This is a genomic window from Lacinutrix sp. Hel_I_90, assembly GCF_000934685.1.
Lineage (GTDB): Bacteria > Bacteroidota > Bacteroidia > Flavobacteriales > Flavobacteriaceae > Lacinutrix.
Map to the genome: position 1 here is coordinate 933,104 of NZ_JYNQ01000001.1, position 17,866 is coordinate 950,969.

The 17,866-nt window shown below is 33.4% G+C and carries 15 protein-coding genes; 12 read left to right on the forward strand and 3 right to left on the reverse strand.

All coding sequences use genetic code 11. The annotated features are described in order from the left end of the window. Positions 1-13: 13 nt before the first annotated feature. A complete protein-coding gene (locus GQ46_RS04065; protein ID WP_044398592.1) occupies positions 14-2,215 on the forward strand; it encodes a hypothetical protein in 2,202 nt (733 codons plus the stop codon). Between the two features lie 117 nt (positions 2,216-2,332). Continuing rightward, positions 2,333-3,514 carry a hypothetical protein gene (locus GQ46_RS04070; protein WP_044398594.1) on the forward strand — a complete coding sequence of 394 codons (1,182 nt, stop codon included), beginning with the start codon at positions 2,333-2,335 and terminating at the stop codon, positions 3,512-3,514. A gap of 37 nt (positions 3,515-3,551) precedes the next feature. On the opposite strand, the gene ytxJ is transcribed toward GQ46_RS04070, so the two are convergent. Continuing rightward, positions 3,552-3,929, reverse strand: coding sequence for a bacillithiol system redox-active protein YtxJ (gene ytxJ / locus GQ46_RS04075; protein WP_044398596.1), 378 nt, complete (start codon positions 3,927-3,929; stop codon positions 3,552-3,554). A 302-nt stretch (positions 3,930-4,231) separates the two neighbouring features. Here ytxJ and clpB point away from each other — a divergent pair, with 302 nt between their 5' ends. From clpB to GQ46_RS04095, 4 genes are all read left to right on the forward strand, one after another. After that, positions 4,232-6,850 (forward strand): ATP-dependent chaperone ClpB, encoded by a 2,619-nt coding sequence (gene clpB / locus GQ46_RS04080; RefSeq protein ID WP_044398598.1) that lies wholly within the window; start codon positions 4,232-4,234, stop codon positions 6,848-6,850. An 86-nt stretch (positions 6,851-6,936) separates the two neighbouring features. Then, positions 6,937-7,407, forward strand: a complete 471-nt coding sequence (locus tag GQ46_RS04085) for a hypothetical protein (protein WP_231567322.1) — start codon at positions 6,937-6,939, stop codon at positions 7,405-7,407. A gap of 76 nt (positions 7,408-7,483) precedes the next feature. Then, positions 7,484-7,906 (forward strand): hypothetical protein, encoded by a 423-nt coding sequence (locus GQ46_RS04090; protein ID WP_231567323.1) that lies wholly within the window; start codon positions 7,484-7,486, stop codon positions 7,904-7,906. Between the two features lie 181 nt (positions 7,907-8,087). Next, positions 8,088-8,606, forward strand: coding sequence for a phosphoglycerate mutase family protein (locus GQ46_RS04095; protein WP_044398600.1), 519 nt, complete (start codon positions 8,088-8,090; stop codon positions 8,604-8,606). Here GQ46_RS04095 and GQ46_RS04100 read toward each other — a convergent pair. Then, positions 8,603-9,349 carry a DUF6503 family protein gene (locus GQ46_RS04100; RefSeq protein WP_044398602.1) on the reverse strand — a complete coding sequence of 249 codons (747 nt, stop codon included), beginning with the start codon at positions 9,347-9,349 and terminating at the stop codon, positions 8,603-8,605. The genes GQ46_RS04095 and GQ46_RS04100 overlap by 4 nt on opposite strands. Positions 9,350-9,437: 88 nt before the next feature. Between GQ46_RS04100 and smpB the strand changes: the two genes are divergently transcribed. Next, positions 9,438-9,893 carry an SsrA-binding protein SmpB gene (gene smpB, locus GQ46_RS04105; protein WP_044398604.1) on the forward strand — a complete coding sequence of 152 codons (456 nt, stop codon included), beginning with the start codon at positions 9,438-9,440 and terminating at the stop codon, positions 9,891-9,893. Between the two features lie 190 nt (positions 9,894-10,083). After that, positions 10,084-12,552: a DUF5686 and carboxypeptidase regulatory-like domain-containing protein gene (locus tag GQ46_RS04110; protein ID WP_044398607.1), complete on the forward strand. Its 2,469-nt coding sequence runs from the start codon at positions 10,084-10,086 to the stop codon at positions 12,550-12,552. Positions 12,553-12,568: 16 nt separating this feature from the next. Here the strand turns inward: GQ46_RS04110 and GQ46_RS04115 are convergent, their stop codons facing one another. Beyond that, the gene (locus GQ46_RS04115) at positions 12,569-13,210 is read right to left on the reverse strand and encodes a protein-L-isoaspartate(D-aspartate) O-methyltransferase (RefSeq protein ID WP_044398609.1); all 642 of its coding nucleotides are present in this window, start codon (positions 13,208-13,210) and stop codon (positions 12,569-12,571) included. Positions 13,211-13,367: 157 nt separating this feature from the next. On the opposite strand from GQ46_RS04115, the gene GQ46_RS04120 reads away from it, so the two are divergent. From GQ46_RS04120 to GQ46_RS04140, 4 genes are all read left to right on the forward strand, one after another. Continuing rightward, positions 13,368-14,327, forward strand: a complete 960-nt coding sequence (locus GQ46_RS04120) for a Gfo/Idh/MocA family protein (protein ID WP_044398611.1) — start codon at positions 13,368-13,370, stop codon at positions 14,325-14,327. 173 nt (positions 14,328-14,500) lie between these two features. Further along, on the forward strand, positions 14,501-15,388 hold the full coding sequence (locus GQ46_RS04125) for a 3-hydroxybutyryl-CoA dehydrogenase (RefSeq protein WP_044398613.1): 888 nt from the start codon (positions 14,501-14,503) through the stop codon (positions 15,386-15,388). A 244-nt stretch (positions 15,389-15,632) separates the two neighbouring features. Next, a complete protein-coding gene (locus tag GQ46_RS04130; protein WP_044398615.1) occupies positions 15,633-16,871 on the forward strand; it encodes a DUF1015 domain-containing protein in 1,239 nt (412 codons plus the stop codon). A gap of 267 nt (positions 16,872-17,138) precedes the next feature. Continuing rightward, a complete protein-coding gene (locus GQ46_RS04140) occupies positions 17,139-17,798 on the forward strand; it encodes a YggS family pyridoxal phosphate-dependent enzyme (protein WP_044398619.1) in 660 nt (219 codons plus the stop codon). The last annotated feature ends 68 nt before the right edge of the window (positions 17,799-17,866 follow it).

Here is a 17,866-nt window from a genome sequence, read left to right on the forward strand (position 1 = left end):
AAAATCATTAATTTTGAAATTTCTTAAATTATTTTTAATAGTACTTTTTGCTAGCCAAAGTTTTAGCCAGCAAAGCATCACACAAAAAGCAGAAACACTTGTAAATAGTGATTATTTTCACACCTTTAAAATTGAAAAATTCTTTTTACATACTAATAAAACTGTGTATTTTTCGGGTGAGAAAATTTGGTTTAAAGCTTATATTGTTGAGGACGATAGCAACACCGCTTTCATTGAAACCACAAATGTATACGTAAACTTATATAATGAAAATTTTGAACTAGTAACTTCTCAGCTTTTCTATGCTGAAAAGGGTAAGACTTATGGAGAAATTGAACTTCCCAAAGATTTAAAATCTTCGAATTATTATTTACAATTAGACACACAGTGGAACAATAATTTCAAAAGACAAGCCGTCTTTCCAATACAGATAATAGATTTAAAAAACGCAAATGGAGTGAATCTAAATAGCGAAATCCCTCTAAAAAAACTTGATTTTTCAGAACCACTTTCGCAAAGCGAAGCCTTTCATATTAAAAAAATAGAGAATTCTAATAATGAATCTGTTATTTTTGAATTGAACATTAATAGCAATGCCATTGCAAATCAAAACTTAGATAACACTATTGCCTTTGCTGTTGTACACCGCGAAGGCTCTTTAAGATCTATTGCTCCGGTTAAATTAAAAGAAGAAACTAAAAGCTATAAACTTAGTTTTTCAAAAGACAATATCTTTAACGGTTTAAATACGCTTACATTATTTAACGAAAACAATGTACCACTAACGCAAGCGAACTTTTTTTATACGCCTAGCCCTAATGCTTTAGATATCAGAATAACAAATACTGCAGTTACTGATGATTCTTTAACTATTAATTTAAATGCATATGGCTCCTTTAAAAAAGCCAACCTAAGCATTTCGGTACTTCCAGAAGCGTCTATTATGTACAAAAATAGTAGTAATATCGTATCTCATTTTCTATTACAGCCCTATTTAAAAGAGAATGATATAAGTATTGCACAAAGAACAACCCTTGGAAAGAATCTTGATGAATTATCGCAGCTAAAAGCCCCAGATAATGTTTTCAAATATCAATATTTATCTGGAAAACCACTACCTTTTAAGAATGAGTCTGGATTAAGCTTGAATGGAAAAATTCAAACAGATGAGAAGGATTTAGAAAACTTTAAAATCATGCTTTCTTCAAATGAAAACAGCATTACTGACTTTACCACTATAAATTCTGAAAACAATTTCAAATTTGATAAGTTACTTTTAATGCATCCTTCTAAGTATTCTTTATCATTACTTAATAAAAAAGGAAAAACAGACAAAGCCTCCTTCTTCATCTATAATACCTATACTAATTATAGTGCTAACACAAAACTTGAAATTACAAACGAATTTAAAACTTTAGTTAAACAAAATGATAGTATAAATAAATTAAAGCCTAATAATGATTTTGTAAATGCTACATTTCCTGAATATTCAGAAGCTGAAGCATTAGATGAAGTTAATATAGAAGTTTATAAAAAGAAAAAAGAATTAGAACTAAAGCAGAAGATAAGAAACAATGGTATTCTGGGCTTAAACGCTTCGAGAGTATTTAAACCAGAAGATTCTGGTTTTAGTAATAACTATTTAATAGACTATTTACAAACCTTACCTAGCACAACAATTGTCTATACCTCTGATGGTACACCAATATTAAGAAATGATAGAGGCCCGAAAAGCATTAATGGACCTAGCACCATTCCGGTAGCTATTGTTTTTAACGGTTCAAATTTACAGGATTTATCTTTTATTCAATTCATACTTGCCAGTGAAATAGAATACGTTGTTCTTAATATAAATGGTGCGGGTTACGGATCAATTTATCCGTACGGTGTATTACATATTGTTACAAAAAAAGAAACTAATATCAGTGCAAAACCTTTTAACAATAAAGATATTCAGGAAAATGAAACCTCTTTTGGTTTTAACATACAGAAAGATAAATATGAAATGCCTGAGCTTAATTTCACCTCTCAAAAAGCGATTGATAATTTTAGTACTATCGATTGGATTCCCAATTTTGAGATAACACCAAATACCGATAATTTATTGACAATAAATCGTAGATATCATAACGGCTTAAAACTTATTATTAACGGTTTAACAGCTAGTGGTATTCCTTTTTATAAAGAAGTTCATATAGAACTTTCAGATCAGTAATTATGTTAACCTGCTCAAAATCAATATTTTTAACATAATTTTAGTCTTTTTTGAAGTATTATATTACTTTTGGCATCGTAATTGAACCGTACATCCTCTAATCTAAAGCCCTTTATTATGAAAAACATTACTTTATTGTTTCTTGCTGTTTTAATTCTAAACGCATGCAGCGGTACAAAACGCATTGAAAGAAATCTCAGTTCAGGTAATTATGACTTAGCCATTACTAATGCATTAAAAAAATTAGAGGTTAATCGTGAGGCTAAACGTAAAACGGATTACATTATTCTACTACAAGAGGCTTATAAAAAAGTAGTCATAAGAGACACAGAGCGCATCAACTTTTTAAAGAAAGACAACAATCCTGCAAATTTTGAGCAGATTTATGAATTGTATTCAAAATTAAATGCAAGGCAAGAATCTATCAAACCAATTACGCCATTATACCTTAGAAATAAAGAAGTTAAATTAAGCTTTAAGGACTACTCGTCGCAAATTATAAATGCGAAAATAAAGGCTTCAGAATATCTATATAATAATGCGATGCAGTTGCTAAGCTCTAATAATAAGTTAGACTGCCGAAAAGCATTTAATGATTTTGAGTATATAGAACGTATTAATGCAGATTACAAAGATGTGCGTGATCGCATACAAGAAGCTCACGATAAAGGAACTGATTTTGTACTGGTCACAATGAAAAACCAAACACAACAATCCATCCCACAGCGCTTAGAAGATGACTTATTAAATTTTAGCACCTACGGTTTAAACGATTTATGGACGGTATACCACAACAATAAAGACAGTAAAATAAACTACGATTTTGCTATGGATTTTAATTTACGTGACATAGCGATCTCACCAGAGCAAATTAAGGAACGTGAGATCTTTAAAGAAACACAAGTAAATGATGGCTGGAAATATGCCTTGGATACTAATGGAAATGTTTTAAAAGACAGCTTAGGTAATAAAATTAAAATCGACAAATTCAAAACAGTAACTTGCGAATATTATGAAACGCGTCAATTTAAAGTGTCCCGAATATTAGGTAATGTTGAATTTAAAAACAATTCAACTAAGCAATTAATTGAAGCCTTTCCGATAGAAAGCGAATATGTTTTTGAACATTTCTATGCGACCTCAAGAGGAGACAGACGGGCTCTAGACTCGAGTTTACTAGGTTATTTAAATAATCGCAGCGTTCAATTTCCTAGCAACGAACAAATGATTTATGATACCGGTGAAGATTTAAAACTAAGACTGAAAGAAATCATAACAGGCCACAGTTTTAGGCGCTAGTTAAAAAATGCCCAAAGTAATTTGGGCATTTTTTTATCTAAACATACCGTTCCAAATCCAACTCATTTATAGCTCCATGACTAGCATGTGCCACCACTACTCCATTTTTAACAACAATAAGTTGTGGTGATTGATGCATGACCTGAAATTTATAGCCACTTTCGTTAGAAACGTCCCTGTAATTTAATAAATCTAAATAATAGAGGTCTACGTTTAAATCTAAATCATAGGCCGCCTCAAATTGATTCATTACCATCCGGCTAATGCCGCATCGCGTAGAATGTTTAAAAATAAGTTGGGTTCTGCCTTTTGATAATTCTTCTATAGTTTTTAATTGGTCTACCGTTGTTAATTGTTTCCACGGTAGTATTTTTTCCTCTTTTGGCTCTTTGGAACCAAACAATTTTTTAAACATAAATTGATTTATTTGTTAGCCCCATGAAAGCGGGAAATTAATTATATATTCTATTCGTCGTTTCTGTAAAGACTAATAACATATTCGTATCTTATAGTCGCAACTTCTTCTAAACATTACAAACTGACGAAAAGTCACTAATAATTAGTAGTTAAGTGTCATTTTGTCTTGTCGTTCGTATTGGTAAGATAATTGAACTATAGCTTTCAAACAAAGATAATAATAAGTGTCCCTTTAAGCGAACTCTATAACATTAAAAAGAATTCATATCTCGCGCAACAGGATACATAAAATATAAATAAATGAATTTTAATAACTATACAATTAAATCACAGGAAGCCATACAACGCGCACAACAGATTGCGCAAGGCTTTGGGCATCAGCAAATAGAAAATGAGCATCTTTTTAAAGCTATTTTTGAAATTGATGAAAACGTATTACCATTCCTTCTAAAAAAAATGAATGTTAATATTCCGATGCTACAACAAATTTTAGACAAACAAATAGAAAGCTTCCCTAAGGTTTCTGGTGGAGAGATTATGATTTCTCGTGACACAGGAACAACTTTAAACGAAGCCTCCAGTTTTGCTAAAAAGATGGATGATGAATATGTTTCTATTGAACATTTACTATTAGCTATTTTCAAATCTAAAAGTAAAATTGCTCAGGTATTAAAAGACCAAGGTGTCACTGAAAAAGGCTTAAAAGCATCAATAGACGAGTTAAGACAAGGGGATCGTGTAACTTCACAAAGCCAAGAAGAAACGTACAATTCGCTTAATAAATATGCAAAGAATTTAAATCAATTAGCTAAAGATGGCAAGTTAGACCCTGTTATAGGTCGCGATGAGGAAATTAGAAGAATTCTTCAAATTTTATCACGTAGAACAAAAAACAATCCTATTTTGGTAGGAGAACCAGGTACTGGAAAAACAGCTATTGCTGAAGGTTTAGCACATAGAATTGTAGATGGTGATATTCCAGAAAACTTAGTAGATAAACAAATTTTCGCACTCGACATGGGCGCTTTAATTGCAGGCGCAAAATTTAAAGGTGAATTTGAAGAACGCCTAAAAGCAGTCATTAAAGAGGTGACTAATAGTGATGGGGACATCGTACTATTTATTGATGAAATTCACACATTAGTTGGTGCTGGTGGCGGACAAGGCGCCATGGATGCTGCAAATATTTTAAAACCAGCACTAGCCAGAGGAGAATTACGTGCCATTGGAGCAACAACATTAGATGAATACCAAAAATACTTTGAAAAAGATAAAGCTCTTGAGCGTCGTTTTCAAAAAGTAATGGTAAATGAACCAGATACAGAAAGTGCTATTTCTATTCTTCGTGGTATTAAAGAAAAGTATGAAACACACCACAAAGTTCGTATTAAAGACGAAGCAATTATTGGCGCCGTAGAATTATCTCAACGTTATATTACCAATCGTTTTTTACCAGATAAAGCGATTGATTTAATGGATGAAGCTGCTTCTAAATTACGTATGGAAATCAATTCTAAACCAGAAGAGCTTGACGTCTTAGATCGTAAGGTCATGCAGCTTGAAATTGAAATTGAAGCAATCAAGCGTGAAAAAGATGAAACGAAATTAAAAAGCCTTCGTAATGATTTGGCAAATTTAAAAGAAGAGCGAAACGAAATAAATGCGAAATGGAAAAGCGAGAAAGAAGTAGTCGATAACATTCAGAATAAAAAGTCTGCTATTGAGGACTTTAAAATAGAAGCCGAAAAAGCAGAGCGTGATGGTGATTATGGTAAAGTAGCAGAATTACGTTATGGCAAGATTAAAGAAGCCCAAGAAGCATTAGAAAAACTGCAGAAAAACCTACAGGAAAATCAGTCTGAAAGCTCTTTAATTAAAGAAGAAGTAACCTATGAGGACATTGCAGAGGTCGTTGCAAAATGGACCGGCATCCCAGTGACCAAAATGTTACAAAGTGACCGTGAAAAACTTTTAAAATTAGAAGCGCAGCTACACAAGCGTGTTGTTGGGCAAGAAGAAGCTATTGTTGCGGTGAGTGATGCTGTACGGCGTTCTAGAGCCGGTTTACAAAACCCTCAAAAACCCATTGGCACCTTTCTGTTTTTAGGAACTACAGGCGTTGGTAAAACCGAATTAGCGAAAGCATTGGCTGAATATCTTTTTGACGATGAAAGCGCGTTAACCAGAATCGACATGAGTGAATACCAAGAACGTCATGCTGTAAGTAGATTGGTAGGCGCGCCTCCAGGATATGTTGGCTATGAAGAAGGTGGGCAATTAACTGAGGCTGTTAGGAGAAAACCCTATTCAGTAGTCTTATTAGATGAAATTGAAAAAGCACATCCAGATACTTTCAATATCTTATTGCAAGTATTAGATGAAGGCCATTTAACAGATAATAAAGGACGTGTTGCCGATTTTAAAAACACCATCATTATTATGACTTCAAACATGGGGAGTCAAATTATCCAAGAGCGTTTTGACGCCATAAAAGATATTGAAACCGCCATGGAAGCGGCTAAAGTAGATGTTTTAGGACTGTTAAAACAAACGGTGAGACCTGAGTTTTTAAATAGAATAGATGATACTATTTTGTTCACCCCTTTAACAAAGGAAAACATCAAAGAGATTGTTGGCTTGCAGTTAAAAGGTATTACTAAAATGATTGCACAGCAAGGCATCACTTTTGATGCTACTCCAGAAGCCATAAATTATTTGGCAGAAAAAGGATACCATCCAGAATATGGTGCAAGACCTGTAAAAAGAGTGATCCAAAAAGAAGTTTTGAATCAGTTGAGTAAAGAAATTTTATCTGGAAAAGTCAGTACAGATAGTATTATTCTATTGGATGCGTTTGACAACCAATTAGTCTTTAGAAATCAAGGAGATATGGTCACCGAAAAATTAGAAGAATCATAAAGTATTGTTAATTCAAAATAAACCATGAATTGACACGTTTTCATAATTAAGGTTTAGTTAGTTAGTTTGAAAAAGCGACAGTGTAAATGAAATACATGCTGTCGCTTTTTTTTATCTATTTTATTTTCATTATCTTACTAGAACTAAAGCTAGTGACTATGGGCATGTTTCATTATTATAATCTAAAAGTCTCAGAAGTCTTTATTTTTGATGATTTTTTAATCAATCAAATAAAAGAAGGTGCCATCATCAAGTCTCATCACAATGATGAACTAAAGACACTAATCCATAAGCATTTCAACGATCGAAATATCGCATACATTTCAAATAGAGTGATGTCTTATTCTGTTGATCCTATGACTTATAAAGAAACTGAGCAAATACCCAATTTAGTAGCAATGGCTATTATCCCTAAAACGAAAGCGATGCGTAATAGCGCCAAATACGAAAGGCAATTCTATAAAAAGCCATATCAGATTTTCGATAATTTATCAGCTGCCATTATTTGGGTACATAATATTATCGCACTAAAAAATAATGTTGTTGAAAATATTTAATTAAAAACTTAAGCCTTTTCACGATTCTCGATTTACTTTAAATTTTAAATCAGTAATCAATAAAATGCCTTAATTAATGCAAAAACTATTAACTATGGGAATGTTTCATTATTACGATCTCAATCATGCCGAAGTCTTTATTTTTGATGATTTTTTAATCAAACAAATTAAAGAAGGTGTTGTGATTACTCCCGAGCATAATAAAGAATTAAAAACCCTTATTTCAAAACATTTCAAAGATAAAAACATCGCTTACATCTCTAACAGAGTGGCTTCTTATACCGTTGATCCCATGGTGTACAAAGAAGCCGAAAAAATACATAATCTAGTAGCTATGGCCATTATTCCCGCTACAGAAACTATGAGAGCGAATGCAGAATTTGAAAAAAAATTCTACCATAGGCCCTATAACATTTTTGACAATTTAACCGACGCTATAATATGGGTGCATAGCATTATTAATATAGAAAATGAAAAAGATAAAATTTCACTGAATTAATTTAAAATCTGAAGTGTTTTTGTCAGCGTGTTTTATAGTTTTTTTTTAAAAATAATTGCACCTCTATTTTAAGCTTCCAAATAAGCAAAATCGTTACTTGTTATTAACTTAAAGTTCGCATTAAAGGTAACAAACCCATAAGTTTTTAATATCTTTATTCGAGAATTTCTTACAAAAAATCATGAATAAACTGGTATTGTCACTCGTCATTGTATTATCTTTTTCTTGCGGAAAAGCGCAGTCTGAAACTAAGAACAAAAAAGAGAACATAACAAAAACAACTTATTATTTTGTACGTCATGCCGAAAAAAACGTAAAGGGTGGTAACAATCCTAAGTTAACCAAAGAAGGGCACCAACGCTCAAAAAGACTGGCTAATTATTTTAAAAACAAAACGCTGAACGCCGTTTATTCTACTAATTTTAACAGAACACTAAATACCGCAAAACCTACAGCAAATGCTCAAGGCTTAAAAACTATTATCTATGATCCTGCCAAGCTCGATTATGATGCGTTTATAAATGACACCAAAGGTAAAACTGTTTTAGTCGTTGGACATAGTAATACTATCCCTGGCTTTGTAAATAAAGTTATTGGTGAAAATAAATATAAAGAGATCGATGAGCGTATATACAGCAATCTATACATTGTTACTATAAAAAACAATGTAATTGAAGAGGAGTTAATAAGCCAAGATTAATGCGTGACACTTATACGTTCCAATTCTATTTTTGATAACAATTTTAACTGCTTGGCTTCAAAAAGGCTATCCAGACTTTGTAAATTCACCTCTGTATTCAAAGGTTTATAATTGTTGTAATCTACAAAACGAATACTATCTATAAAACGGGCATTATAAGCCGCTCTAAAACGCTTTCCTCCACCATTAACAGCATATTCGTAAGCCAAATAGTCTACGTTAAAAGCATCTGTGCTTATCCAATAAATAAAAACGTCTTCAAAATCTTCTCCCCCACTTTCTTTATCAAAAGTAACTTTTATTTTATAGTATTTTTTATTCAAAACAGAAACAGTATCCAATAGCGTTTTATTTACAGCTTTCCCATTTAAACCGTAAGGAAGGAGCGAAAAATAGTGTACCGAATTTACTGAACTGCTATAGCCCTTGGCAATAGAATCTGAAACTGCAACCTTTTTAGAATTTACATAGCGTTCAAACGTATTATTATTTAAAACATCTCTTATTGTATCTTTTTCATCTAAAAACAACCGGTCTAATTCATAACGCCCAAAGTGTCTATTGGCCTTATATGTTTTATCTCTAAAAGTGAAATTTATTGTTGCATTTTCAATTCTTTCTCCACCAGAAACTAAAATGGCCTGATCAATTATTTCTTCAGCAGTGAGCTGTTTTTCCACACTATTTCTACAAGATATAATCATTATTAAAAACAGGAAGATTAAAGCGTGATTCAATTTCATTCTAATACTTTTAATTTGAAGCGTAAAAATACGGGATTAACAAGGTGTTATTATAAAAATTATTCAAAATTATCTACCTTTGGAACTTATGCAAAAGAAAATTAACATCCTTAACAAGAAAGCAAAGTTCCAATACGAGCTATTAGATAGCTATACCGCTGGAATTGTTTTAACTGGAACCGAAATTAAATCCATTCGATCCAGTAAAGCTTCTATTGCAGAGAGTTTCTGCGAATTTAATGAGAAAGGAGAGCTCTTTGTGATTAATATGACGGTTCAGGAATATTTGTATGGTAATATTTATAATCACGCACCAAAAGCAGAGCGCAAGTTATTACTCAATAAAAAGGAATTAAAAAAGCTAGAGCGCGAAGTGCAAAACACTGGACTTACTATCATCCCAACACGTTTGTTTATTAATGAAAAAGGCTATGCCAAGCTTAATATTGCGTTAGCAAAAGGAAAAAAACTTTACGATAAACGTGAAAGCATAAAAGATAGCGACAGTAAACGTGATTTAGACAGAATTAAGAAAAACTTCTAATGTTCCCTAAAAAGCCCCTACTGTAAAATAAGAACGTCTGCTTCTTTCTTCCATAAGAAAAATAAGGGTTTTACAAATTTTATGATTGTTATAACAATAGCAACCGCCATTTATTTTTATGTTTGATAAATAGCAGGCAACCCTTTAACTATTAAATGCGTCTATTATAATACAACCAATAAACCAACTAATGAAATACGTTTTATCATCAATCACAGTATTCTTTTTTTTCGCTTTTTCTTTTGCACAAATTAATGGAAATGTTAGCTCAACAACTGGAGAAGCCCTACCATTTGTTAGTGTTTATCTAGACAACACCTATATAGGCACAACGACTAATGAAGATGGTAATTACGCTTTAGACATTACTAAAACTGGTGATTACACTGTTGTTTTTCAATACCTGGGCTATAAAACACTCCGAAAAAAAGTAAGTATTGATCGCTTCCCATTTATCTTAAATGCAACCTTAGTTGAAGAGGATATTTCGCTTCAAGAAGTGGTTATTAATTCTGAAGAAAACCCAGCAATACAAATTATAAAAAACACCATTGCTAAGCGTGAGGAACATTTAGAGAAAACTGAAAACTTTCGGGCAAACTTCTACTCGCGTGGCTTAATTAAAATTAAAGATGCACCAGAAAAAATATTGGGCCAAGAGGTTGGCGATTTAGGTGGCGCATTAGACTCTACACGAAGTGGAATCATCTATTTATCTGAAACCATTTCTAAACTTGAACACCAGGCACCAAATCGTTTAAAAGAAAAAATTATAGCCTCTAAAGTAAGTGGTAATGATAATGGGTTTAGCTTTAATAATGCTGGAGATGTTAATTACAACTTCTACGAAAACACTATTGATTTAGAAGGTAAAGCGGTATCACCCATTGCTTCAAATGCCTTTAATTACTACCGTTACAAACTGGATGGTGTTTTTTATGATGATAAAGGCAACCTGATTAATAAAATTGAATTAACACCAAAACGAAAAAATGATGCTGCCTTTAGCGGTTACATTTACATCGTAGAAGACCAATGGAGTTTATATGCTGTCGATGTCAATATTACGGGCTTGCAAGTACAAGTACCGCCGGTAGATTTATTCACAATCAAACAAACCTTTTCGTATTCTGAAACGGATAGTCTTTGGGCAAAAATTTCACAAACTTTAGATTTTAATCTGGCCATTTTTGGCATCAAAGCCAACGGTCGTTTTACGGGGGTGTTTAGTGAGTATGATTTCAACCCACAGTTTGAAGAAAAAAACTTTACCCGAGAAATTTTATCTTTTGAAGAGCTTTCTAATAAAAAAGATTCGATCTACTGGGACACAAAACGACCTGTACCACTAACTAAAGAGGAAGTAACTGATTATGTAAAAAAAGATAGTATTCAATTAGTTAAAAAATCCCAGCCTTATTTGGATTCTGTAGATCGGGCAAATAATAAATTTAAATTTGGTAATATTTTAGGTGGCTATAGTTACCAGAATTCCGCTAAAAACACACAGTTTAATATTAGCTCTCCAATTTCACAACCAAGTTTTAATACGGTACAAGGTTTTAATAGCACCGTTGAACTCAATTACAGAAAACGATATGATGAAAATTACAGCCGTAGTTTTTCAGCAAATACAAACGTAAATTATGGCGAAGCAGACGATAGATTGCGCGTTGACGGTTCATTACGTTATCAATTCAACAATAAAACGAGACCTATTTTAAGTCTTTCTGGTGGAATAAAAACGGAACAATTTAATCCTAGTTTAAGTGATTTACCACTTCTAAACTCCTTTTATTCGTTATTAGCCGAAAAGAATTTCTTAAAAATCTACGACAAATCTTACGCCAAAATAAACTATTCTCAAGAATTATTTAATGGCTTTCACTTGTATTCTAATTTGAGTTATGAGCGTAGAAAAGCGTTATTTAATACTACAGATCAGGCATGGAGTCCGAAAGCAGATCGGCAATATACAAGTAACAATCCTTTAAATCCTGTCGCTTACAATGTAGCGCCTTTTAATACCCATAATATTTTAAAACTAAATGTAGAGTCTCGTATAAATTTTGCTCAAGATTATCTTAGTTATCCTAATGGTAAATTTAACATGCCCAGCAGCAAATACCCAACACTTTATTTAGGGTACGAAAAAGGGTTTGGTGCAACAACCAGTGATTATAACTTCGACTTATTTAAAGTACGTTTATATCAAAGCCTCTCTCTTGGCACTAAAGGCAACTTCAAATATTATACTAAAGCAGGGGTCTTTGCAAATGCAGATAACATTGCTTTTATGGATTTCCATCATTTTAATGGTAATCAAACCAATATAACAACAGATGGTAATTATTTGGGGCGCTTTAAGAACTTGTCTTATTACGGTTTGAGCACCAATAATAATTATGCTGAAGCACATTTAGAACACAGCTTTAATGGCTATATTATGAATAAAATCCCCTTGTTGAACAAGTTAAATTTCAACCTGGTTATTGGTGCCAATGTGGCGGCTACGAAAACGAATAAGCCTTACAATGAGTTCTCGGTTGGAATAGATAATATTGGCTGGGGGAAATTGAGATTTTTAAGAATAGATTATGTGCGCTCTTACCAAAGTGGGTTTTTAAATGATGCGTTTATGTTTGGATTTAGCTTTTAAAGCACGAGCCCTAAAACTAATTCTTATCCTCTAAAAGTGGCACAAAACGAAATTCCCCAAATTCCGTTTTCTCAAACGATTTGGGTCCTTTTCTAACAAAAAGAGTCATTATCTGTAAATCGTCTCCAACAGGAATGACCAAACGACCACCAATGTCTAATTGTGCTAATAAAGGTTTTGGCACAAAAGGTGCACCAGCAGTAACAATAATGCCTTTAAAAGGAGCTTCTTCTTTCAGTCCCTTATAGCCATCACCAAAAATAAGTTTTTTTGCTCTGTACCCTAATTTGGGCAGAAATTGACTTGTTTTTTTAAACAGTTCTTGTTGCCGTTCTATACTATATACTTTAGCACCCAACTCACACAACACTGCAGTTTGATAGCCACTACCCGTACCAATTTCTAAAACTTTATCGCCTTTTTCAACTTGTAATAATTCGCTTTGAAAAGCCACTGTGTAAGGCTGAGAAATGGTTTGATCTGCAGCAATAGGAAATGCCTTATCTTGATACGCATGATCTAAAAAACCAGAATCCATAAACAAGTGCCGTGGAATGTTACCAATAGCTCTAAGTACATTCGCATTGGTAATACCTTTGTTTTTTATTAGGTTTACTAATTGTTGCCGCAAGCCTTTATGCTTAAAAGTGTCTTTCAAAATTCAGGAAGTTTAGTGGGTTAAAAATACTGAAATGCTTTAAAGCTGAAAAGGAATATCTCAGATTTAATTTTTCAACTAGAAACATATAAAAATTCATGTTAATTCATAAAAATCCTATCTTAAATATCTTATTTTTGTTGAAAACGTAATTTAAATGCTAAACGCTGGAGTTTTAGGTGCAGGACACCTTGGGAAAATTCACTTACGACTGCTTAACCAGTCAGAAAAATATAATCTTGTTGGCTTTTATGATGCTGACGATGACAATGGTAAAAAAGTAGAAGCCGAATTTGGTTATAAATACTTCAATTCTATCGAGGCACTCATTGAAGCTGTTGATATGGTTGATATTGTAACACCTACGCTATCTCACTACGATTGTGCTAGACAGGCTATTGCTAAAGGCAAGCATATTTTTATTGAAAAACCTATAACAAACACGGTTGAAGAGGCAGAAACCTTGAGAACTTTAGTTGCCGAATACGGCGTTAAAGGCCAGGTTGGTCATGTGGAACGTTTTAATCCAGCATTTATAGCGGTTAAAGACCAGTTAGACAGCCCAATGTTTATAGAATCGCATCGCCTGGCAGAATTTAATCCACGTGGTACAGACGTTCCTGTGGTTTTAGATTTAATGATTCACGACATCGATATTATATTAAGCGTAGTTAAATCGAAAGTTAAGAGTGTTTCAGCAAGCGGAGTTTCTGTAATTAGTGATGCACCAGATATCGCCAATGCACGTATAGAATTTGTTAATGGCTGTGTTGCCAATTTAACGGCGAGTCGCATTTCTTTGAAAAATATGCGAAAAATACGTTTCTTTCAAAAAGACGCCTACATTTCTGTAGATTTTTTAGAAAAGAAATGTGAAGTGGTAAAAATGAAAGACGCTCCCAAAACCCCTGGAGACTTTGATATGATTCTTCAAAATGCGGAAGGCATTAAAAAACAAATTTATTTCGACAATCCAGAGGTTTCTGATAATAATGCCATTTTAGATGAGCTAGAAACCTTTGCAGATGCTATTAATGCTAATACAAAGCCAGTGGTAACTCTTCATGATGGCACTGAAGCCTTACGTGTGGCGACCATGATAATTGATCAGTTTTAAAATAGCAAGTAGGCTCCAGTTTGCAGTCTTAATTAACGAAATGTAGCTTTCTTTTTTCTGAGAAAATTAGAGACGGAAAGCTTCTATAAAAAATAAACATTAAACAGATTTCCGCTTTCGCGGAACTAAAAATTAGACGCCCACCTTCGTGGGACAGATAAAAAAATAATTTTATGAAAAACGTAGCAGTAATTGGGGCAGGAACAATGGGCAATGGTATCGCTCATACTTTTGCACAATCAGGTTTTAAAGTACAACTTATAGACATTAGCGAGGAGTCGTTAAAAAATGGCATCGCAACTATTTCTAAGAACTTAGATAGAATGGTTTCAAAAGAAAAAATTACTGAAGCTGATAAATCTAAAACTTTAGGTAATATAACCACCTTTACCAGTATAAGTGAAGGTGTAGAATATGCGAGTTTAGTCGTAGAAGCGGCAACAGAAAATTTAGATTTAAAGCTAAAAATTTTCAAGCAATTAGATGACGCATGTCCAGAAGATACCATTTTGGCAACAAACACCTCATCTATTTCAATCACACAAATAGGCGCAGTAACGTCAAGACCAGATAAGGTTATTGGTATGCACTTTATGAATCCTGTACCTATCATGAAATTGGTAGAAATTATTCGTGGTTACAATACAAGCGATGAAGTAACCAATACCATTATGGAACTCTCTAAGACCTTAGGTAAAACGCCTACTGAAGTCAACGATTATCCCGGTTTTGTAGCGAATAGAATTTTAATGCCAATGCTAAACGAATCTATTGAAACCTTATACAATGGCGTTGCTGGGGTTGAAGAAATTGACACCGTAATGAAATTAGGAATGGCGCATCCTATGGGGCCACTACAGCTAGCCGATTTTATTGGACTAGATGTTTGTTTATCTATTTTAAACGTGATGTACGATGGCTTTAAAAACCCTAAATATGCACCATGTCCGTTATTAGTTAATATGGTTCGTGCTGGAAAATTAGGCGTTAAATCTGGTGAAGGTTTTTATAATTATTCTGCAAGTCGGAAAGCAGAGGTTGTTGCTCAGCAGTTTAAATAGTGTAAAATGCTCATTACGTTTTTAATTTCATAATGCATTAAAAACCCGATTTCATATAAAATATTAAGATTTCTAGATTTATGGTTTATAAAAAAGGGCTCACTTTTGCCTTTGAGCCTCAATCTGAAAATCAATTTAAAGCATTAACTAACGAAAGTATTGCAGTAGGAACGCTAATTAATTAGCTGATTTTAAATCCAAAGCAATGCTATTCGCGTTAGTACTGCTAACTGAATACTAAAATATGGCTCAAATAAAACCATTTCGCGCGGTAAAACCAACACGAGACAAAGTAAGTCTGGTTGCTTCCCGCTCCTACCAGAGTTATACGCAAGCGGAACGTGAAGCACGATTAAATTATAATCCGTTTTCCTTTTTGCATATCGTTAATCCCGGTTATAAATATGCTAAAGAGATTTCTGGTGAAGCACGTTACCAACTGGTAAAAAACCGTTATCAGGAATTTAAAGAGGATAGCATTTTTGCTCAAGATGAAAAACCAAGTTTTTATATTTATAAAATTGTAGATCGGGATTATCAAGTCTTTAATGGTATTGTTGCTGCTGCCAGTGTAGAAGATTATGAGAATGACATTATTAAAAAACACGAAGACACGATTTCCAGCCGTGAAATTGTATTTAAAGACTATCTCAAAACGGTTGGTTTTAATGCGGAACCTGTACTACTAACCTATCCTGAAAATGATACGGTTTCAAAAATTCTAAAGGAAACGCAACAACAACGACCAGAATTTGAGTTTACAACCACTTATAGAGACACACACTATTTATGGCCAATTGATAAACCCGATGATATTAAAACGATTACAGAAGCGTTTAGTAAAATGAAAACGCTTTATATTGCAGATGGTCACCACAGGTCTTCATCCTCACAGTTATTATGTGCCGATTTAAGAGCTGAAAACAAAAACCATAAGGGTAGTGAAAGTTATAACTACTTTATGAGTTACCTCATTTGTGAAACAGAGTTACGCATTCATGAGTTTAATCGTTTAGTTAAAGATTTAAATGGGTTAACAAAAGAGGAATTTCTTATTCAGTTAGACACTATGTACCGTATTGAAAATAGAGGAACTATGCCCTACAAGCCAACAAAACCGCATCACTTTAGCATGTATTTAGATGGCGAATTTTATTCGTTGTATTTGCGTAAAACCAATTATGAATTTAAAACCTCTTTAGATGCATTGGACGCGCAACTACTCTATCAAACCATTTTAAACCCAATTCTTGGTATTATAGATCTACGCAATGATACACGAATACACTATCTAAGTGGCAAAAAAGACATCGTTAATTTAAAAAGCGCCATAGATAGTGGTGCCTATAAAGTTGGTTTTGGTATGATTCCTGCAACAATAGACCAAATGAAACAGATTGCAGACGATGGCTTAAAAATGCCACCAAAAAGCACCTATATTGAACCTAAGTTAAGAAGTGGTGTCACTATTTATGAGTTTTAACCCCTCGTATTAAACTTAATTAGCTATGAAAAAAATAATTATATCCTTCTGTACCATTTTTCTAATAGCCTTCGATTGTGTTGCGCTACAAAATGAAGTTCCAAGCATTCAAAACACAATTATTAAAAATGGAGTTGGTCTAGGATCAGTAGTAGCAGTCGTGACCTCCTGGGATAGAAATAAGTCAATTTTACTTGCCATTATCCATGGCCTATTTAGCTGGCTCTATGTTATATATTACGCAATAACCAGAAAAGAAGAAAAGAAATGAGCATAAAAAATAATTTAAATAATATTAAATCCCACCTCCCAGAAAAAGTCGCTCTGGTAGCCGTTTCAAAAACCAAACCTGTAAGTGACTTAATGGAAGCTTACGATGCTGGTCAGCGCATTTTTGGAGAAAACAAGATTCAAGAAATGGCAGAGAAGCACGAAACTATGCCAAAAGATATTGAATGGCACATGATTGGTCATGTACAAACCAACAAGGTAAAATACATGGCGCCTTTTGTGGGTTTAATTCATGGTGTGGAGCGCTTTAAAGTGCTAAAGGAAATTAACAAACAAGCCCTTAAAAATGACAGAACTATAGATTGCCTGCTGCAAATAAAAATTGCTGAAGAAGATTCTAAATTTGGAATGTCACCACAGGAAGCTTCAGATATATTACAATCAAAGGATTTTTCAGCATTAAAAAACATAAAAGTAACGGGGGTTATGGGCATGGCTACTTTTACTGATGATGCGTCTCAAGTAACACAAGAGTTCAAGCGTTTAAAAACAGTTTTTGAAGAATTAAAGCTACTTAACGCTCACAATTGTCAGTTAGAAATCGTTTCAATGGGCATGAGTGGGGATTATAAATTGGCTATCGCTTGTGGGAGTACTATGGTTCGTTTAGGAAGTAGTATCTTTGGCGCTAGATAAGTCAAAACATTAAGTCGCCGTTTACAATCCTTACTCGGCTACAAAAAACTTTAAACGAACAAACTTTT

Coding starts and splice junctions, on each gene's coding strand:
- GQ46_RS04070 (WP_044398594.1), top strand. CDS start 2,333: ATGAAAAACATTACTTTATTGTTTCTTGCTGTTTTAATTCTAAACGCA.
- ytxJ (WP_044398596.1), bottom strand. CDS start 3,929: ATGTTTAAAAAATTGTTTGGTTCCAAAGAGCCAAAAGAGGAAAAAATA.
- clpB (WP_044398598.1), top strand. CDS start 4,232: ATGAATTTTAATAACTATACAATTAAATCACAGGAAGCCATACAACGC.
- GQ46_RS04085 (WP_231567322.1), top strand. CDS start 6,937: ATGAAATACATGCTGTCGCTTTTTTTTATCTATTTTATTTTCATTATC.
- GQ46_RS04090 (WP_231567323.1), top strand. CDS start 7,484: ATGCAAAAACTATTAACTATGGGAATGTTTCATTATTACGATCTCAAT.
- GQ46_RS04095 (WP_044398600.1), top strand. CDS start 8,088: ATGAATAAACTGGTATTGTCACTCGTCATTGTATTATCTTTTTCTTGC.
- GQ46_RS04100 (WP_044398602.1), bottom strand. CDS start 9,349: ATGAAATTGAATCACGCTTTAATCTTCCTGTTTTTAATAATGATTATA.
- smpB (WP_044398604.1), top strand. CDS start 9,438: ATGCAAAAGAAAATTAACATCCTTAACAAGAAAGCAAAGTTCCAATAC.
- GQ46_RS04110 (WP_044398607.1), top strand. CDS start 10,084: ATGAAATACGTTTTATCATCAATCACAGTATTCTTTTTTTTCGCTTTT.
- GQ46_RS04120 (WP_044398611.1), top strand. CDS start 13,368: ATGCTAAACGCTGGAGTTTTAGGTGCAGGACACCTTGGGAAAATTCAC.
- GQ46_RS04125 (WP_044398613.1), top strand. CDS start 14,501: ATGAAAAACGTAGCAGTAATTGGGGCAGGAACAATGGGCAATGGTATC.
- GQ46_RS04130 (WP_044398615.1), top strand. CDS start 15,633: ATGGCTCAAATAAAACCATTTCGCGCGGTAAAACCAACACGAGACAAA.
- GQ46_RS04140 (WP_044398619.1), top strand. CDS start 17,139: ATGAGCATAAAAAATAATTTAAATAATATTAAATCCCACCTCCCAGAA.